We start from the raw sequence: 17,662 nt of genomic DNA on the forward strand, positions 1-17,662 counted from the left end.
CTGCGCCGTTCCTGGAACCCTTGGGGGAGGGGGATGATCGACGCGCATGTCCCTCTTCCTGGGCACCATCACCAACAAGCTGGACAAGAAGGGGCGCGTCTCCATTCCGGCCCCGTACCGCTCGCTGATGGCCCGTCTGGGCGTCGAGGAGCTGATCCTGCGTCCCTATCACCTGGACCCCTGTGTGGAGGGGTGGCCGCAGAGCGCCTTCGAGCAGTACTCCGCCGATGCGCAGCCGGCCGATCCCTTCGAGGACCCGCAGGACGACCTGTTGCTGACCCTCTTCTCCCAGGCCGAGAGCATCCGCCCCGATTCCGAGGGCCGCGTGGTGCTGAGCGAGGCGCTGATCGCCTATGCCAACCTCACCGAGAGCGTGGCCTTCGCCGGGCTGGGCAAGAAGTTCCAGATCTGGGAACCCAATACGCTGAAGGAACGCCAGGCCGCCGCCATGAAGGCGCGGCAGGAGAAGCAGCGCGCCCGCGAGGCCCTGCAGACCGCCCTGGGCATCGACGGCCGCCGCGGCGGCAGGGACGAGGCATGAGCGACGGCCTCGGCTTCACCCGCCGCCAGGGCCATGCCCCGGTGATGCTGCGGGAGGTGCTGGACAGCCTCGCCCCGCGCGATGGCGGCCACTATCTCGACGGCACCTTCGGCGGCGGCGGCTACACCGCCGCGATCCTGGAGGCCGCGGACTGCACCGTCTGGGCAGTGGACCGCGACCCGGACGCGATCGCCCGCGGCGCTGCCCTGGCGGAGCGCTTCGCCGGCCGCCTGCACCTCGTCCCCGGCCGCTTCGGCGACCTCGCCACGCTGGCCGCCGGGCACGGCATCCCGCCGCTGGACGGCGTCGTCTTCGACCTCGGCGTTTCCTCCTTCCAGCTCGACCAGGCCGAGCGCGGCTTCTCCTTCCGCGCCGAAGGGCCGCTCGACATGCGGATGGAACGCGATGGCCCCTCGGCGGCCGATCTCGTGAACACCCTGCCGGAGCGCGAGCTGGCCGACATCCTCTGGCAGCTCGGCGAGGAGCGGCATTCCCGCCGCGTCGCGCGCGCCATCCTCGCCGCCCGGGCCGAGGCGCCGATCACCACCACGCTGCGCCTGGCCGAGATCGTGCGCGGCGCCGTGCCACGCGATCCGTCCGGCATCGACGGCGCCACCCGCTCCTTCCAGGCGCTGCGCCTGAAGGTGAACGACGAGCTGGGCGAGGTGGAGCGCGGCCTCGCTGCCGGTGCCGAGGCCCTGGCCCCCGGCGGCCGCCTCGTCGTCGTGGCCTTCCACTCGCTGGAAGACCGGATCGTGAAGCGCTTCCTGCGCGATGCCAGCGGCCGCACGCCCGCCGCCTCCCGGCACGACCCGGCCGCCCTCCGCCCCCGGACGGAGGCCCAGCGCTTCCGGCTGCTGACCAATTCCGCCCTCCGCCCCGAGGCGGAGGAGACCCGTTCCAACCCGCGCGCGCGCTCCGCGAGGCTGCGCGCCATGGAGAGGCTTGCCCCATGATACGCCCGCTGACGCTGCTCACTCTTCTCGCCGCCAGCGGGGCGGGGCTGCATCTGTACAAGGTGAAGCACGAGGTCGCCCTGCTGGACCGCGAGCTGGCCCAGATCCAGGGGCAGACCGAGGCCGCCAAGGCGCGCACCGGCATCCTGAAGGCGGAGTGGCAGCTCCTGAACGAACCGGAGCGGCTGCGCCGGAACGTCGAGCAGTACCTGCCGCTCGACACCATGCAGCCGAACCAGTTCATCCGCGCCGCCGATATCGACAAGCGCCTGCCGCAGGCGGTGGCCTTCGCCGGGCCGCGCAACCTCTTCGCCGTGCCGGCGGACACCGCGGTGGCCGCCGCCGAGGCGCCCGCGCAGGACGAGGCGGCTCCGGCCTCCGCCGCGCCGGTCGCTCTGGCCTCCGCCGCGATCGCGGCCGCCCCGGCGGTGCGCGCCGCCGAGGCCGCGTCCGCCGTCCGGAACAGCGAGCCCGCCTCGCCGGTCAAGACGGCCGAGAGCCCGGCCCGCGCCAGCCCCCGCAAGACCGAGACGGCCGAACGCCCCGCGCGCCGCGAGCCGGAGCCCGTGCGCCGCGAGCTGGCGCGCCATGCCGAGCCCGCGCCGCGCGTGCTGGAGGCCGTGGAGCGGCGTGAGCAGACGCCGCGCGCCGTGCCGGTGGCCGCCCGGCCCGCCCCGGTCCCGCCGCCCCGCCCGGTGGCGCCGCAGATCGCCGAGGCCGCCCCGATCCCGAGCCAGGGCCGCCCGCTCTACCGCCCCGCCATGGCCACGCCGCCCTCGGCGCCCGTTCCCACGGCTTCCGCTTTGGGTGGCGTGCGCAGCATGCTCGCCCCGCCGGTGCCGCTGGCACCGCCCGTGCCCGTCGCCTCCGCCGCCACGCGATGACCCCGCCCCGCGCCCCGAAGGCCGACGACGCCCCGCCGCTGCTCCGCGCCCGCGCGCGGGTGGAGGGCCGGCAGCCTGGCACGGCCGGCCGCGGGCGCGGCTCGCAGCCCGACCTCGCCCGCCGCGCCGCGCTGGAACGCTCGCGCGGCCGGCTGGTGATCACCGCGCTGGGCTTCGGCCTGCTCTTCGCCGCGGTGGGCGCGAAGCTCACCCTGGCCACGCTGATCGACCCGCGCGAGCCGCGGCGGATCGCCATGCGTCCGAACACCGGCGCGCCCGTCGCCACCGCCGCCTCGCGCGCCCCGATCACCGACCGCAACGGGGAGATCCTGGCCGTCTCGCTGCCGGTGACGGAGCTGGTGGCCAATCCGAAGGTGATCGACAACCCGGCCGATGTCGCCGGCAAGCTGGTCAGGATCCTGCCGCAGATGGACCGCGACAAGCTGGTCGCGCGGCTGTCGGGCGACCGCCAGTTCGTCTACATCGCCCGCGCCCTGACGCCGCGGCAGACCCAGGCGGTGAACGATCTCGGCGTGGCCGGGCTGGAATTCCACACCTCCGAGCGCCGCTACTATCCGCAGGGACGCGCCGCCGTGCATGTGCTCGGCAACGTGGACGTGGACAACGAGGGCGTTTCCGGCGTCGAGCGCTTCTTCAACGAGCGGCTGCGCCTGAAGCCCGAGGAGGAGCTGCGCCTTTCCCTCGACGTGCGCGCCCAGGTGGCGATGCGCGATTCGCTACAGCAGGCGATCAACGACTTCAACGGCATCGGCGGCACCGCGATCCTGGAGGACGTCCGCACCGGCGAGATCATCACCATGATCTCGCTGCCGGACTACGATGCGGGCGACATCGGCGGCGCCACGCCGGAACAGCGCTTCAACCGCGCGACCGTCGGCACCTACGAGCCCGGCTCGACCTTCAAGCTGCTCACCGCCTCGATGGCGCTGGAAAGCGGCACGAGCAACATCTACAGCAGCTTCGACGCCAGGAACCCGCTGCGCATCGGCCGCTTCACGATCCGGGACTTCCAGGGCAAGAACCGCGTCCTCGCCTTCCCCGAGGTCCTCGCCTATTCCTCGAATCTCGGCGCCGCCCGCATGGCCTGGGCCGCCGGGCCGCAGCGGCAGCGCGACTTCCTGCTGCGCATGAACATGCTCTCGAAGCTGCATCTGGAGCTGCCCGAGCTGGCCACGCCGCTGGCGCCCCCGGCCTCGCTGTGGAAGGAGGCGAGCACCTACACCATCGCCTTCGGCCAGGGCATCAGCGTCACGCCGCTGCACGTGGTCAACGCCATTTCCACCATCGCCAATGGCGGCATCCTGCGGCAGCCGACCCTGGTGGCGCAGCCGCCGGGGGTGGAGCGCCCGGGCACGCGCGTGATCTCGGAAGCCACCACCGCCATCGTGCGCAAGCTCATGCGCCTCGTGGTCACGGACGGCTTCGGCAAGACCGCCGAGGTTCCCGGCTATTTCCCCGGCGGCAAGACCGGCACGGCGCAGAAGGCCGGCGCGCATGGCGGCTACGTCCAGGGCAAGCGCATCGCCGCCTTCGTCGCCGCCTTCCCGATGCAGGCGCCGCGCTACACGATCTACATGATGATCGACGAGCCGAAGCCGAACGCGAAGAGCTACGGCTACGCCACCGCCGGCTGGGTCGCCGCCCCCGCCGCCGGCCGCGCCATAGCCCGCGTCGCGCCGATCCTGGGCATGGTGCCGGACGATCCCAAGGACCCGGCGATCAACCAGGCGCTCTACATCCCGCTGCAGCCCGGCCGCGGCCCGGCACCCTCCGCGCCGCCGGCCAGCAAGCCCGCCCAGGCCTCGGTGCCCGCCACCACCCGCCCGGCCTCGACCCCGATGCGCGCCACGCCGCCGGCCACCACCACGCCGCCCGGCACGCCGGAACATCCCGCGCGCGGGCCGCTGCGCGTCACCGATGCCGGCGAATGGCGCAACGCGGAGGCCCTGCCGCCCCGATGACGACCGCGACCGCCCCAGGCCATGGGGATGCCGCGATCGCTCTCGACCAGCTCGCGCGGACCATCGGCCTTCCCCTGCCGCAAGGCCTCTCCGGGGCCACCGCCCGCATCGCCGGGATGACCGCCGACAGCCGCGCCGTCGCGCCGGGCTTTCTTTTCGCTGCCCTGCCCGGCTCGCGCACCGACGGGCGCGCCCATATCGGCGACGCGGTGGCGCGCGGCGCCGTTGCCGTGCTGGCGCCGGAGGGCACCGCATGGCCGGAGGGCGTGCCCGCCCGCCCGCTCCTCGCCGCGCCGGATGCCCGCCGCGCCCTGTCGCTGGCCGCCGCCGCCTTCCATGGCGCGCAGCCGGAGGTGCTGGTCGCCGTCACCGGCACCAACGGCAAGACCAGCACGGTCGATTTCCTCCGCCAGATCTGGGCCCTGGCCGGCCACCGCGCCGCGTCGCTCGGCACGCTGGGCCTGCGGGCCGAGGGCTTCGCGCCCGGCCCCTCGCTCACCACGCCGGACCCGGTGACGCTGCATGCCATGCTGGCGGAACTCGCCCGGGCCGGCGTCACCCATGCGGCGATGGAGGCCTCCTCGCACGGGCTGGACCAGCGGCGCCTCGACGGGGTCCGCCTCGCCGCCGCGGGCTTTTCCAACCTGACGCGCGACCATCTCGACTACCATGGCGGCATGGCGGACTACCGCGCCGCCAAGCTGCGCCTCTTCGGGACCGTCCTGCCGCCCGGCGCCCCGGCCGTGGCCAATGCGGACATGGAGCCGGAAACGCTGGCGGCCCTGCGCGGCATCGCCCGCGACCGGGGCCTGCGCTTCCTGACCGTGGGCGAGGCGGGCCAGGACATCCGCCTGCTGCGCCACAGCCCGCTGCCCGAGGGCCAGGCGCTGGAGCTCGACGCCTTCGGCCGCCGCGCCAGCCTCACCCTGCCGCTGCCGGGCCGCTATCAGGCGGACAACCTGCTGATGGCCCTCGCCCTCGCCGTGGCCACCGGCCTTGACGCCGAGCAGGCCCTGCCGCTGCTGGAACGCCTGCGCGGCGTGCCCGGCCGCATGGAGCTGGCCGCCCGCCTCGCCAACGGCGCCGCCGTCTATGTGGACTACGCCCATACCCCGGACGCGCTGGAGCGCCTGCTCGCCGCGCTGCGCCCGCATGTCGGGCCGGGCGGGCGGCTGCATGTGGTCTTCGGCGCCGGCGGCGACCGCGATCCGGGCAAGCGCCCGCTGATGGGCGCGGCCTGCGCCCGCTTCGCCGACCGCTGCTGGGTGACTGACGACAACCCCCGCTCCGAGGACCCGGCCGCCATCCGCGCCGCCGTGCTCGCCGCCTGTCCCGGCGGGACCGACGCGGGGGACCGCGCCGCGGCCATCGCCGCCGCCCTGGACGACCTGCGCCCCGGCGACGTGCTGGCCGTGGCCGGCAAGGGGCACGAGAGCGGCCAGACCATCGCGGGCGTGACCACCCCCTTCGACGATGCCGAGGTGGTGCGCCGCCTCCTTGGCCGGAACCGGGCGGGACAGATGCCATGACCGCCGCCCCGCTCTGGAGCAGCGATGAGCTGCGCGCGGCCACCGGCGGCACGATGCCAGGGGGCATCGCCGTCACCGGCCTGTCGATCGACACCCGCACCCTGCAGCCCGGCGACCTCTTCATCGCGCTCCGCGACCAGCGCGACGGGCATGACTTCGTGGCGCAGGCGCTGGATTCCGGCGCCGCCGCCGCGATGGTGGACCGCCTGCCGCCCGGGGTGCCGGAACAGGCGCCGCTGCTGCGCGTCGCGGACACGCTCGCCGGCCTCGCCGCCCTGGGCGCCGCCGCGCGGGCGCGCTCCGATGCCCGCTTCGCCGCCGTGACCGGCAGCGTCGGCAAGACCACCACCAAGGAGATGCTGCGCCAGGGCCTCGCCGCCCTGGCCCCGACCCATGCGGCGGTGGCCAGCTACAACAACCACTGGGGCGTGCCGCTCACCCTGGCCCGCCAGCCGCGCGACGCCGCCTATGCGGTGATCGAGATCGGCATGAACAACCGGGGCGAGATCGCCCCCCTCGCCCGCCTCGCCCGGCCGGACGTGGCGGTGATCACCATCGTCGCCGCCGCCCATGTCGGCCATCTGGGCTCCGAGGCCGAGATCACCGAGGAGAAGGCCGACATCCTCGCCGGCCTCGCCCCCGGCGGCACCGCCGTCTTCCCCGCCGACGGCCCGCATGCCGCGCGGCTGGCGGAGCGCGCGCGGGAGGCCGGCGCCCGGCTGGTCCGCTTCGGCGAGGCGGAGGGGGCCGATATCCGCCTGCTCGACTGGCAGGGCACGGCCACGGGCTCCCGCGCCCATCTGTCGCTGCACGGCATGCGGCTCGGCCTGACGCTGCCGGTCCCCGGGCGCCACATGGCGCTGAACGCCCTGGCCGCGCTGGGCGCCGCCGAGGCGCTGGGGGCCGATCCGGTGCGCTTCCTCGCCGCGCTGGAGGGCTTCTCCCCCACCGCCGGGCGGGGCCAGCGCCAGGCGATCCCGCTGGAGGACGGCGGCGAGTTCCTCCTCCTGGACGAGAGCTACAACGCCAACACCGCCTCGGTCGCCGCCGCCCTGGCCGTGCTGGCCGCCCAGCCCACCCACCCCCCGGGGCGCCGCATCGCCGTGCTCGGCGACATGCTGGAACTCGGAGAACACGGGCCAGACCTGCACAGATCCCTTGCCCCGGCGGCGGCGGCGGCGGCCGACCTCGTGTATTGCTGCGGCCCGCTGATGCGCGGGCTTTTCGAGGCCCTCCCCCCGGGGAAGCGCGGCGCGCATGCCCCGGATTCCGCGAGCCTGGCTCCGGTTCTGGCCAGCGCGGTGCGCGGCGGCGATGCGGTGATGGTGAAAGGTTCGCTCGGCAGCCGCATGGCGACAGTGGTCGCGGCGCTGAAGGGCAGACGGAAGGACTCTCCTGCGTGATCTACAATCTCGTCGCTCCCTTCGGCGAGCAGTTCATCCTGTTCAACCTCCTGCGTTACACGACCTTCCGCGCCGGCGCCGCCTGCCTGACGGCGCTGCTGGTCTCCATGGTCTTCGGCCCGGCGGTGATCCGCTGGCTGCGCACCTTCCAGCGCGGTGGCCAGCCGATCCGCGCCGATGGGCCGGAGCGCCATCTGGTGGAGAAGAAGGGCACGCCCACCATGGGCGGCGTGCTGATCCTGATGAGCCTGGGCATCGCCACCCTGCTCTGGGCCGACCTGCGCTCCGGCATCGTCTGGGCGGTGCTGCTGGTCACCATGGGCTACGGGCTGCTGGGCTTCTGGGACGACTGGCTGAAGGTCACCAAGCGCAACACCAAGGGCGTGTCCGGCCGCATGAAGCTCGTGGTGCAGGGCGGGCTCGGCCTCGTCGCCGCGGTCTGGATCACCTGGCTGATGCCCTACAACCTCCAGGGCGCGCTCGCCGTGCCGTTCCTGAAGGACGTGCTGCTCCAGCTCGGCCTGTTCTTTCCCATCGTGGGCATGCTGGTGATGATGGGCGCTTCCAACGCGGTGAACCTCACCGACGGGCTGGACGGTCTCGCCATCGTGCCGGTGATGATCGCGGCCGGCGTCTTCGCCCTGATCACCTACCTCGTCGGCAACCGCATCTTCGCCGACTACTTGCAGCTCAACTTCGTGCCCGGCACGGGGGAGCTGGCGATCTTCCTGGCCGGGCTGATCGGCGCCGGGCTCGGCTTCCTCTGGTTCAACGCTCCGCCCGCCGCGGTCTTCATGGGCGACACCGGCTCGCTCGCCCTGGGCGGCGCGCTGGGGGGCGTGGCGGTGGCCACCAAGCACGAGATCGTGCTGGCCATCGTCGGCGGCGTCTTCGTGGTGGAGACGGTGAGCGTCATCATCCAGGTCTTCTGGTACAAGCGCACCGGGCGCCGCGTCTTCCTCATGGCCCCCCTGCACCATCACTTCGAGAAGAAGGGCTGGGCCGAGCCTACGATCGTCATCCGCTTCTGGATCGCCGCCATGGTCCTCGCCCTGGTCGGCCTTTCCACCCTGAAGATCCGGTGACAGCCATGGCCCGCGACCTCACCTCGCCCGACATCTCCCGCGACCGGGAGCCGCCGCGCCGCGTCTCCGACACGCTGCCGGAAGGCTACGACTTCAAGCCCTTCGCCAATCGCCGCATCGCGGTGGTCGGGCTGGGCAAGGCCGGCCTGCCCGCCGCCTACCGGCTGCGGGACTGGGGGGCGGAAATCGTGGTCTGGGACGACAACCCCGCCCAGCGCGAGGCCGCCGAGGCCGCCGGCTTCACCGTGGCGGACGTGACCGCCGTGCCCTTCGCCCAGGACACGCTGCTGCTCTCCCCCGGCATCCCGCACCGCCTGCCGCGCACCCACCCGGCCGCGGCCCGGGCGCTGGCGGCGGGGGCACCGATCCTCTGCGACGCGGAGTTCCTCTTCCTCGCCGCCCGCGCCGCCGGCTCCAGGGCGCAGTTCGTCGGCATCACCGGCACCAACGGCAAATCCACCACCACCGCCCTGCTGCGCCACATCCTGAAGGGTGCCGGGATGCCGGTGGCCGCCGGGGCCAATCTCGGCCCCGCCGCCACCGCCCTGCCCCTGCTCGCGCGCGGCGCCTATGTGCTGGAGATGTCGTCCTACATGCTGGAGCGCCTGGACGCGCTCCACTTCGACATGGCGGCGGTGCTGAACCTCAGCCCGGACCACTTGGACCGCCATGGCGGCATGCCGGGCTACACCGAGGCCAAGGCGCGCATCCTCACCGGCAACCGGGTCTCGGTGCTGGGCATGGACGACGGCGACTCCCGCGCCCTGGCCTCGCGCATCCGGGGCCGGCTCGTGCCGGTCTCCGGCACCACGCCGCAGCCCGGCGGCGTCTGGGCCGAGGGGCGCCTGCTGCGCGACGCGGAAGGCCCGATCCTCGATCTCGACGAGGCCGCCGCCCTGCCGGGCACGCACAACGCCCAGAACGCCGCCGCCGCCGCCGCCCTGGCGCTCGCCCTCGGCATCACCCGGGCGCAACTGGCCGAGGGGCTGCGGAGCTATCCCGGCCTGCCGCACCGGCAGGAGCGCGTGGCGGAACAGGACGGCGTCCTCTACGTCAACGACAGCAAGGCGACCAACGCGGACAGCACCGCCTGGGCGCTCGGCACCTATCCGCGCGTGATCTGGATCGCCGGCGGCGTGCCTAAGGAGGGCGGGATCGAGCCCCTGGTCCCCTTCTTCCCGCGCGTCGCCCATGCCGTGCTGATCGGCCGCTGCGCCGAGGAATTCGCCGCCACCCTCGCCGCCCACGGCGTTGCGCACGAGATCGCCGGCACGCTGGAGGCCGCCCTGCCCGCCGCCCGCGACGCCGCGCGGCGCCTGGACGCACCGGTGGTCCTGCTGAGCCCCGCCGCCGCCTCCTTCGACCAGTACAGCGGCTTCGAGGCGCGCGGCGAGCATTTCCGCACCCTGGTGCAATCCCTGGAAAAGACGGCCTGACGCATGTCCTTCTCGCGCGCGGATTCCTCGGTCCTGGGACGCTGGTGGTGGACGGTGGACCGCTGGACCCTGGCGGCCATCTTCATCCTGGTGGGCTTCGGCTATGTGATGATGCTGGCCGCCTCCCCGGCGGTGGCGGAACGCATCGGGGCATCCTCGCGCGATTTCTTCATCTGGCGGCAGGTCGGCTACCTCGCCCTCTCCATCGCCCTGATGATCACGGTCTCCCTGCTCTCGCCCCGGCAGGTGCGGCGGCTGGCCATCCTGGGTTTCGGGGTGGGCCTCCTGCTCACCGCCGCGACCCTGGTGGTGGGCGTGGAGATCAAGGGCGGCCGCCGCTGGCTGCCGATCCCCGGCCTGTCGCTGCAGCCCTCGGAATTCCTCAAGCCCTGCTTCGCCATCGTCGCCGCCTGGCTGCTGGCGGAGGTGCGCGGCCCCGGCCCCATCTCCCGCTGGGCCGGCTGGCTGATCGCCGGCGGCTGCTGGGCGATGATCGCCTTCCTGCTCAAGAGCCAGCCGGATATCGGCATGCTCCTGGTGGTGACCTCGGTCTTCTTCACCCAGCTCTTCATCGCCGGCCTGCCGGTGCTGCTGGTCGGCGCGCTGGGCGGGCTCGGCGTGCTGGGCGGCGTCGGCGCCTACCTGACCCTGCCGCATGTGCGCTCGCGCGTGGAACGCTTCCTCGACCCCTCCACCGGCGACAACTACCAGGTGAACGTGGCGCTGGAGGCCTTCGGCAATGGCGGGCTGATGGGCACCGGCCCCGGCGAGGGCCGCATCAAGAACGTGCTGCCCGACGCCCATGCCGACTTCGTCTTCGCCGTGATGGGGGAGGAGTTCGGGATGATCGTCTGCGCCCTGCTGATCGCGGTCTTCATGTTCATCGTGGTGCGCGGGATGCTGCGCCTGCTGGCAGAGACCGACCTCTTCGTCATCCTGGCCGCGACCGGGCTGCTGACCCAGTTCGGGCTGCAGGCCTTCATCAACATGGGCTCCACCCTGCACCTGATCCCGACCAAGGGCATGACCCTGCCCTTCGTCTCCTATGGCGGCTCCTCCTCGCTCGCCATCGCGCTGGGGCTGGGCTTCCTGCTGGCGCTCACCCGCCGCCGCAGTGGGCGGGCCATGGAGGAGAACCTGTGAGAGGCCCGGCCGTCCGCAGCTTCGTCGTCGCCGCCGGGGGCACCGGCGGCCATGTCTTCCCAGCCGAGGCCCTGGCCGCGGAGCTCGCCGCGCGCGGCGAGCGCGTGGTGCTGATGACCGATGCCCGCTCCGGCGCGCTGATGGAGAAGGGCGGCACCCGCTTCGAGGGGATGGACCGCTTCATCCTGCCCGGCGCCGGGCTGGCCGGGCGCGGCCCCCGCCGCGCCGCCGCCGGGGCGCTGGCCCTGGCGCGCGGCACGATCCAGGCGCGGCAGCTCCTCGCCACGCTGAACCCGGCGGCGGTGGTCGGCTTCGGCGGCTACCCCTCCGTGCCACCCCTCCTGGCGGCCCGGCTGCTGCCCGCCGCCCGCCGTCCCGTGATGGTGCTGCACGAACAGAACGCCGTGCTGGGCCGGGCCAACCGCTTCCTGTCGCGCGGCGCGGACCTGCTGGCCCTGGTCTTCGAGGACACCGCCCGCATCCCGGCGGGCGTGGCCACCGAGGTGGTCGGCAACCCCGTCCGCCCGGCGATCCGTGCCCTGGCCGGGCAGGGCTTCCTGTCCCCCGCCGCCGAGGCGCCCTTCCACCTGCTGGTCCTGGGCGGCAGCCTGGGCGCCCGGGTCTTCGCCGATGTGGTGCCGGAGGCCATCGCCCGCCTGGCGCCGGAGCACCGTGCCCGGCTGCGCGTCACCCAGCAGTGCCGGGCCGAGGATCTGGAGCGCACCCGCGACGCCTATGCCGCGGCCGGGGTGGCGGCGGAACTCGCCCCCTTCTTCCCCGATGTCGCGGCCCTGTACCGGAACGCGCATCTGGTGATCTCCCGCGCCGGCGCCTCCTCGGTGGCGGAGCTGGCCTGCGCCGGCCGCCCCGCCATCCTGGTCCCGCTCCCCGGCGCCATCGACGACCACCAGAGCGCCAATGCCCGCGCCATGGCCGCCCCCGGCGCCGCCGAGGTGATGTTGCAGGCGGGAAACCAGGCCGGGAATCCGGACGGTTTCACGCCCGCGGCCCTCGCTTCGGCGTTGACCGCCCGGCTGGAAGACCCTACCCGCCTCATTCCGGCCGCCGCCGCCGCGGCCGGGCTCGCCCGCCCCGATGCCGCCGCCCTGCTCGCCGACCGCGTGCAGGCCCTGGCGCATTCGCACACGACCCGCTGAGAGGGAGCCCGCCCTATGCGCGCCCTGCCGCTCAATATCGGCCCTATCCATTTCGTCGGCATCGGCGGCATCGGCATGTCGGGCATCGCCCAGGTGCTGCACAACCTCGGCTACCAGGTGCAGGGCTCCGACGTGGCGGAGGGCTACAACATCGCCCGCCTGCGCGAGGCCGGGATGCAGGTCCATATCGGCCATGACGCCGCCAATCTGGGCGAGGCTGCCGTGGTCGTCGTCTCCTCCGCCATCAAGCGCGACAACCCGGAGCTCCAGGCGGCGCGGGAGCGCATGATCCCGGTCGTCCGCCGGGCCGAGATGCTGGCCGAGCTGATGCGCCTGAAATGGTCCATCGCCATCGGCGGCACCCATGGCAAGACCACCACCACCTCGCTGGTCGCCACGGTGCTGGAGGCCGCGCGCCTCGACCCGACCGTGATCAACGGCGGCATCATCAACGCCTATGGCAACAACACCCGCCTGGGCGAGGGCGACTGGATGGTGGTGGAGGCCGACGAGAGCGACGGCTCCTTCCTCAAGCTGCCCGCCGTGGTCGCCGTGGTCACCAACATGGACCCGGAGCACCTGGACCACTGGGGCACCGCCGAGGCGATGAAGGAAGGCTATGCCCAGTTCGTGGGCAACATCCCCTTCTACGGCTTCGCGGTCCTCTGCGCCGACCATCCGGGGGTGCAGGCGATGATCCCGCGCCTGTCCGACCGCCGCATCGTCACCTACGGCTTCTCCCCCCAGGCCGACGTGCGCGCCGAGCGCGTGATCACCGACCGCATGGGCGCCACCTTCGAGGTCGTGGTGCAGGACCGGCTGAACAAGCGGACCCGCCACCTCAAGCCCTTCCGCCTGCCGATGCTGGGCCAGCACAACGTCCAGAACGCGCTCGCCGCCATCGCCGTCGGCGTGGAGATGGAGGTGCCGGAGGAGACGATCCGCACCGCGCTGGTGGGCTTCAAGGGCGTCAAGCGCCGCTTCACCCGCGTCGGCGACGCCGGCGGCATCACCGTCATCGACGATTACGGCCATCACCCGGTGGAGATCGCGGCGGTGCTCAAGGCCGCCCGCCAGGCCGGCGCCCGCGACGTGGTCGCGGTGGTGCAGCCGCACCGCTATTCCCGCCTGCAGACCCTTTTCGAGGAATTCTGCAAGTGCATGAACGACGCCGGCACGGTGATCGTGGCCGATGTCTATCCGGCCGGCGAGGCGCCAATCGAGGGCGTGGACAAGGACGCGCTGGTGGAGGGGCTGCGCGCCCATGGCCACCGCAGCGTCGTCCCCCTGCCCGGCCCGGATTCCCTGGCCGAGATGGTGCATGCCATCGCCCGGCCGGGCGACTACGTGGTCTGCCTCGGGGCCGGCAACATCACCGGCTGGGCCCATGCCCTGCCGGAACAGCTCGGCGAGTTGCAGGCCCGCTCCGGCCCGCGCGACGCCTTCGGCGCCCCGTCCCGCCGCGCCATCGCCAGCGCGCCCTGAGCCGGACGGACCGATGAGCGCCGCCGCCCCGACCACGCCGGACCTTTCCATTTCCCTACCGGAATGGATGGCCGGGCTGCGCGGGCGGGTGCAGGCCGGCGCGGTGCTGGGGCCGCAGAGCTGGTTCCGCGTCGGCGGCCCGGCGGAATTCCTGGTCCGCCCGGCGGATGCGGAGGACCTGCTGGCCCTGCTGCGCGCCAGGCCCGCCGGCATGCCGCTCACCACGATCGGCGCCGCCTCCAACCTCATCCTCCGCGATGGCGGGCTGCGCGGCGTGGTGCTGCGCCTCGCCCGCGGCTTCTCCGAGGTGTCGGTGGAACCGGACGGCATCACCGCCGGGGCCGCCGTCCTCGATGTCACCCTGGCGGAGCACGCCGCCGCCGCCGGCCTTGCCGGGCTGGAATTCCTGTGCGGCATCCCGGGCAGCGTCGGCGGCGCCGTGGCGATGAACGCCGGCGCCTATGGGGCCGAGGTGAAGGACGTCCTCGACTGGGCCGAGATCGCCACGCCGGAGGGCATCCGGCGCCTTCCCGCCGTGGAACTCGGCTTCCGCTATCGACGCTCCGCCCTGCCGCCCGGCGGCATCGTCACGCGCGCGAGATTCCGCGCCACGCCGGGCGAGCGGTCTGCTATTGCCTCCCGCATGGGGGAGATCCGCGAGAGCCGGGAGGCCAGCCAGCCCGTGCGGGCCCGCACCGGGGGAAGCACCTTCAAGAACCCGCCGGGGCACAAGGCCTGGGCCCTGATCGACGCGGCCGGCTGCCGCGGCCTGCGCCATGGGGCGGCGCAGGTCAGCGAGAAGCACTGCAATTTCCTGCTGAACCTCGGCGGCGCCACCGCCGCCGAGATCGAGGCGCTGGGCGAGATGGTGCGCGCCCGGGTTTTGGCCCATTCCGGCGTGGGGCTGGAATGGGAGATCAAGCGAATGGGGGAGTTCGCTCTATGACGCGCGTCGCCGTCCTTCTGGGGGGAATCTCGGCGGAGCGGGAGGTCTCTCTGTCCTCCGGCACGCAATGCGCCGCCGCGCTGGAAAAGGCCGGGCATGAGGTCACCCGCATCGAGGTGGGCCAGGACCCCGCCGCGCTGATCCAGGCGCTGCGGGACGCCAAGCCCGATGTGGTGTTCAACGCCCTGCACGGCCGCTTCGGCGAGGATGGCTGCGTCCAGGGCATCCTGGACTGGCTCGGCATCCCCTACACGCATTCGGGGGTGCGCGCCTCGTCGCTGGCGATGAACAAGGCCGCCGCCAAGGCCGCCTTCACCGCCGCCGGCCTGCCCGTCGCGCCGCACCGGCTGATCGAGGCGGCGGAGCTGGAGGAGGCCGACCCCCTCCCCACGCCCTATGTCATCAAGCCGGTGGAGGAAGGCTCCTCGGTCGGCGTGCACATCATCAAGGGCGGCGACAACCGCCGCGCCGAGATCGCCCGCTCCTGGCGCTACGGCACCATCATGGCCGAGCCCTATATCCCGGGGCGCGAGCTGACCGTCGCGGTGATGGGCGACCGGGCGCTGGAAGTCACCGAGATCAACGCCGAGGCGGGCGAGTTCTACGACTACGATTCCAAATACGCCGATGGCGGCTCCCGCCACACCCTTCCCGCCCCGGTGCCGCCGGCGATCCGCGCCCGGGCGCTGGAGGTGGCGCTGGACGCCCACCGCGCCCTCGGCTGCCGCGGCGTCTCGCGCTCCGACTTCCGCTACGACGACACCGGCGAGGGCGAGGGCCGGCTCGTGCTGCTGGAGGTCAACACCCAGCCCGGCATGACGCCCACCTCGCTGGTGCCGGAACAGGCGGCGCATCTCGGCATCGCCTTCCCCGATCTCTGCGACTGGATCGTCTCCCAGGCCCGCCATGACGGGCTGCGCCCCGATGCGCTACGCCATGCCGCGTGAGCCACAGCGGCCCTCCGGGCTGCGCCTCTGGCTGCGGCGCCGGCGGGGCCTGGTCCGTCCGGCGCTCCGCATCGGCGTCGCCATGGCGCTGCTCGGCGTGGTGGTGACGGGCGTCTCCGCCTTTGCCCCGGCGGGCGGGCTGCTGCAGTTCGGCTCGGGCTTCACCTCCGCCGCGCGCGATGCGGGGCTGAAGATCACCGAGATCCGGATCGAGGGCGCCGAGAACATGCCGGAGCCGCGCATCCGCGCCGCGCTCGGCGTGAAGACCGGCGACCCGACCCTCGCCTTCTCCCCCGACGCCGCGCGCCAGGCGCTGGAGGCCCTGCCCTGGATCGCGCAGGCCGAGGTGGAGCGCCGCCTGCCCGGCACGGTGGTGGTGCGCGTGAGCGAGCGCCGCCCCTTCGCCATCTGGCAGAACCAGGGCCGCTTCTCGGTGGTGGACCGCTCCGGCAAGGTGGTGGCGACCGACCGGCTCGACGCCTTCGGCCCGCTGCCGCTGATCGTCGGCGCGGGCGCGGAGAAATACGCCGCCGCCCTCTATGACCAGCTTCGCGAGGCCCCCGACGTGCTGGCCCGCACCCAGGCGCTGGTGCGCGTCGGCGAGCGGCGCTGGAACCTGCACCTTTCCAACGGCATGGACGTGCTGCTGCCGGAGGGCGAGGAGAAGGCCGCGATCCGCCGCCTCGCGGAACTGCAGAAGCGCAACGCGCTGCTCGACCGCCCACTCGTTTCCGTGGACATGCGCCTGCCCGACCGGCTGGTGGTGCGCCAGGCGAATGCCCCCGCCCCGCCTGCCGAGGCCAAGCGCGGGAGCGGCAAAGGGTGAACGAACTGACGCGCATCCCGCCCCAGCTCGAACCCGTCGCCCGGCCGCGCCGCCGGCCCCGCGCGCGCTCGGGCATCTATGGCGTGCTCGACATCGGCAGCACCAAGACCGCCTGCATGATCGCGCGCGTCGATCCCGACGGCCAGCCGCGGGTGCTCGGCTACAGCTGGAAGCGCGCCGGTGGCATGAAGGGCGGCAATGTCGTCGATCTCGCCGAGGCCGAGCGCGCCGTGCGCGACGCGGTGGCCGAGGCGGAGACGAAGGCCGACCACAAGCTCTCGGGCGTGATCTGCAACCTGTCCTGCGGCCAGCCGGAAAGCCGCGTGCAGAACCTGCACTGGACCATCGGCGGCCGCGCCGTCACCGAGGCCGACCTGCGCGCCCTGCTCTATGACGGCCGCCGCCGCGCCGCCGAGGAAGGGCGCGAGAGCGTGCACGCCATCCCGCTCGGCTTCACCATCGACGCGACGCCCGGCGTGGACGATCCGCGCAAGATGATCTGCGACGTGCTGGGCGCGAAGCTGCACCTCGTCAGCGCCTCCTCCGCCTCGTTGCGCAACCTCGGCGCCACCCTCGCCGCGCTGGACCTGGAGATCGAGGAGCTGGTCTCCGCCCCCTTCGCCGCCGCGCTCGCCGTGCTGGTGGAGGACGAGAAGGAGCTCGGCGCCACGGTGGTGGACATGGGGGGCGGCTGCACCAGCCTCTCGGTGATCCAGGACCATCATCTCCTCTACACGGCGCAGGTCCCGGTCGGCGGCTGGCAGGTGACCAATGACCTCGCGCGCGGCCTCGCCACGCCGATCGCGCAGGCGGAGCGCATCAAGACGCTGTATGGCGGCGTCACCGCCACCGCCGAGGACGAGAAGGAGATGCTGGTCATTCCGCAGGTGGGCGAGGACGACGACCACATCGCCCGCGTGCCGCGCGCCATGGTGATGAACATCGTGCGCCCGCGCCTGGAGGAGACGCTGGAGCTGGTGCGCGACCGCATCGAGGCGGCGGGGCTCGGCCCCGAGATCGGCTCGCGCGTCGTGCTCACCGGCGGCGCCAGCCAGATCGTGGGCATACGCGAGCTCGCGGTGCGAATCCTCGACCGGCAGGTGCGTCTCGCGAAGCCGCATCCGGTGCGCGGGTTGCCAGAAAATATGCAAACCGCAGATTTCGCGACAACGCTGGGCCTTCTCTCATGGGGTGCGGGGGACGGGCGCCCGGCGCTCGACCTCGACATGGGCGGAATCGCGCCGCGCGGCAAATTTGCGCGCTTCGTGAACTGGCTAAGGGATCGTGTCTGAGGCAAACTGCCGGCGGGGACAGTTCTTTTCCGGATTCACGTCCGGATTCA

General features: G+C 73.3%; 15 protein-coding genes. All 15 read left to right on the forward strand.

Translation table 11 applies throughout. The features are described 5' to 3' along the window. Positions 1 to 46: 46 nt before the first annotated feature. The 15 genes from RGI145_RS13415 to ftsA are packed head-to-tail and all read left to right on the forward strand — an operon-like array spanning position 47 to position 17,612. Positions 47 to 541 carry a division/cell wall cluster transcriptional repressor MraZ gene (locus RGI145_RS13415; RefSeq protein ID WP_075798754.1) on the forward strand — a complete coding sequence of 165 codons (495 nt, stop codon included), beginning with the start codon at positions 47 to 49 and terminating at the stop codon, positions 539 to 541. Further along, the gene (rsmH, locus tag RGI145_RS13420) at positions 538 to 1,497 is read left to right on the forward strand and encodes a 16S rRNA (cytosine(1402)-N(4))-methyltransferase RsmH (RefSeq protein WP_075798755.1); all 960 of its coding nucleotides are present in this window, start codon (positions 538 to 540) and stop codon (positions 1,495 to 1,497) included. The genes RGI145_RS13415 and rsmH overlap by 4 nt, the downstream gene beginning before the upstream one ends. After that, positions 1,494 to 2,381, forward strand: a complete 888-nt coding sequence (ftsL, locus tag RGI145_RS13425) for a cell division protein FtsL (protein ID WP_075798756.1) — start codon at positions 1,494 to 1,496, stop codon at positions 2,379 to 2,381. The genes rsmH and ftsL overlap by 4 nt, the downstream gene beginning before the upstream one ends. Then, positions 2,378 to 4,363 carry a peptidoglycan D,D-transpeptidase FtsI family protein gene (locus RGI145_RS13430; RefSeq protein ID WP_075798757.1) on the forward strand — a complete coding sequence of 662 codons (1,986 nt, stop codon included), beginning with the start codon at positions 2,378 to 2,380 and terminating at the stop codon, positions 4,361 to 4,363. Before ftsL ends, RGI145_RS13430 begins: the two co-directional genes overlap by 4 nt. Continuing rightward, on the forward strand, positions 4,360 to 5,892 hold the full coding sequence (locus RGI145_RS13435; protein ID WP_156878535.1) for a UDP-N-acetylmuramoyl-L-alanyl-D-glutamate--2,6-diaminopimelate ligase: 1,533 nt from the start codon (positions 4,360 to 4,362) through the stop codon (positions 5,890 to 5,892). The genes RGI145_RS13430 and RGI145_RS13435 overlap by 4 nt, the downstream gene beginning before the upstream one ends. Beyond that, on the forward strand, positions 5,889 to 7,295 hold the full coding sequence (locus tag RGI145_RS13440) for a UDP-N-acetylmuramoyl-tripeptide--D-alanyl-D-alanine ligase (protein ID WP_075798758.1): 1,407 nt from the start codon (positions 5,889 to 5,891) through the stop codon (positions 7,293 to 7,295). Before RGI145_RS13435 ends, RGI145_RS13440 begins: the two co-directional genes overlap by 4 nt. Next, a complete protein-coding gene (mraY, locus tag RGI145_RS13445) occupies positions 7,292 to 8,380 on the forward strand; it encodes a phospho-N-acetylmuramoyl-pentapeptide-transferase (protein WP_075798759.1) in 1,089 nt (362 codons plus the stop codon). The genes RGI145_RS13440 and mraY overlap by 4 nt, the downstream gene beginning before the upstream one ends. Before the next feature lie 5 nt (positions 8,381 to 8,385). After that, positions 8,386 to 9,816, forward strand: coding sequence for a UDP-N-acetylmuramoyl-L-alanine--D-glutamate ligase (gene murD, locus RGI145_RS13450; protein WP_237183294.1), 1,431 nt, complete (start codon positions 8,386 to 8,388; stop codon positions 9,814 to 9,816). Between the two features lie 3 nt (positions 9,817 to 9,819). Further along, a complete protein-coding gene (locus RGI145_RS13455; RefSeq protein WP_075798760.1) occupies positions 9,820 to 10,959 on the forward strand; it encodes an FtsW/RodA/SpoVE family cell cycle protein in 1,140 nt (379 codons plus the stop codon). Next, complete coding sequence (gene murG, locus RGI145_RS13460; protein WP_075798761.1) at positions 10,956 to 12,116, forward strand: undecaprenyldiphospho-muramoylpentapeptide beta-N-acetylglucosaminyltransferase; 1,161 nt, start codon at positions 10,956 to 10,958, stop codon at positions 12,114 to 12,116. Before RGI145_RS13455 ends, murG begins: the two co-directional genes overlap by 4 nt. 15 nt (positions 12,117 to 12,131) lie before the next feature. Continuing rightward, positions 12,132 to 13,601: a UDP-N-acetylmuramate--L-alanine ligase gene (murC, locus tag RGI145_RS13465; RefSeq protein ID WP_075798762.1), complete on the forward strand. Its 1,470-nt coding sequence runs from the start codon at positions 12,132 to 12,134 to the stop codon at positions 13,599 to 13,601. A 13-nt stretch (positions 13,602 to 13,614) separates the two neighbouring features. Continuing rightward, positions 13,615 to 14,547, forward strand: coding sequence for a UDP-N-acetylmuramate dehydrogenase (murB, locus tag RGI145_RS13470; RefSeq protein WP_075798763.1), 933 nt, complete (start codon positions 13,615 to 13,617; stop codon positions 14,545 to 14,547). Next, positions 14,544 to 15,494 (forward strand): D-alanine--D-alanine ligase, encoded by a 951-nt coding sequence (locus tag RGI145_RS13475; RefSeq protein WP_075798764.1) that lies wholly within the window; start codon positions 14,544 to 14,546, stop codon positions 15,492 to 15,494. Before murB ends, RGI145_RS13475 begins: the two co-directional genes overlap by 4 nt. Continuing rightward, on the forward strand, positions 15,484 to 16,320 hold the full coding sequence (locus RGI145_RS13480) for a cell division protein FtsQ/DivIB (protein WP_075800052.1): 837 nt from the start codon (positions 15,484 to 15,486) through the stop codon (positions 16,318 to 16,320). The genes RGI145_RS13475 and RGI145_RS13480 overlap by 11 nt, the downstream gene beginning before the upstream one ends. Further along, positions 16,317 to 17,612 carry a cell division protein FtsA gene (gene ftsA, locus RGI145_RS13485; RefSeq protein ID WP_075798765.1) on the forward strand — a complete coding sequence of 432 codons (1,296 nt, stop codon included), beginning with the start codon at positions 16,317 to 16,319 and terminating at the stop codon, positions 17,610 to 17,612. Before RGI145_RS13480 ends, ftsA begins: the two co-directional genes overlap by 4 nt. Positions 17,613 to 17,662: the final 50 nt, after the last annotated feature.

Source organism: Roseomonas gilardii (genome assembly GCF_001941945.1).
Lineage (GTDB): Bacteria > Pseudomonadota > Alphaproteobacteria > Acetobacterales > Acetobacteraceae > Roseomonas.

Coding starts and splice junctions, on each gene's coding strand:
- murB (WP_075798763.1), top strand. CDS start 13,615: ATGAGCGCCGCCGCCCCGACCACGCCGGACCTTTCCATTTCCCTACCG.
- murD (WP_237183294.1), top strand. CDS start 8,386: ATGGCCCGCGACCTCACCTCGCCCGACATCTCCCGCGACCGGGAGCCG.
- RGI145_RS13455 (WP_075798760.1), top strand. CDS start 9,820: ATGTCCTTCTCGCGCGCGGATTCCTCGGTCCTGGGACGCTGGTGGTGG.
- murC (WP_075798762.1), top strand. CDS start 12,132: ATGCGCGCCCTGCCGCTCAATATCGGCCCTATCCATTTCGTCGGCATC.
- RGI145_RS13475 (WP_075798764.1), top strand. CDS start 14,544: ATGACGCGCGTCGCCGTCCTTCTGGGGGGAATCTCGGCGGAGCGGGAG.
- RGI145_RS13430 (WP_075798757.1), top strand. CDS start 2,378: ATGACCCCGCCCCGCGCCCCGAAGGCCGACGACGCCCCGCCGCTGCTC.
- RGI145_RS13435 (WP_156878535.1), top strand. CDS start 4,360: ATGACGACCGCGACCGCCCCAGGCCATGGGGATGCCGCGATCGCTCTC.
- rsmH (WP_075798755.1), top strand. CDS start 538: ATGAGCGACGGCCTCGGCTTCACCCGCCGCCAGGGCCATGCCCCGGTG.
- RGI145_RS13415 (WP_075798754.1), top strand. CDS start 47: ATGTCCCTCTTCCTGGGCACCATCACCAACAAGCTGGACAAGAAGGGG.
- RGI145_RS13440 (WP_075798758.1), top strand. CDS start 5,889: ATGACCGCCGCCCCGCTCTGGAGCAGCGATGAGCTGCGCGCGGCCACC.
- ftsL (WP_075798756.1), top strand. CDS start 1,494: ATGATACGCCCGCTGACGCTGCTCACTCTTCTCGCCGCCAGCGGGGCG.
- RGI145_RS13480 (WP_075800052.1), top strand. CDS start 15,484: ATGCCGCGTGAGCCACAGCGGCCCTCCGGGCTGCGCCTCTGGCTGCGG.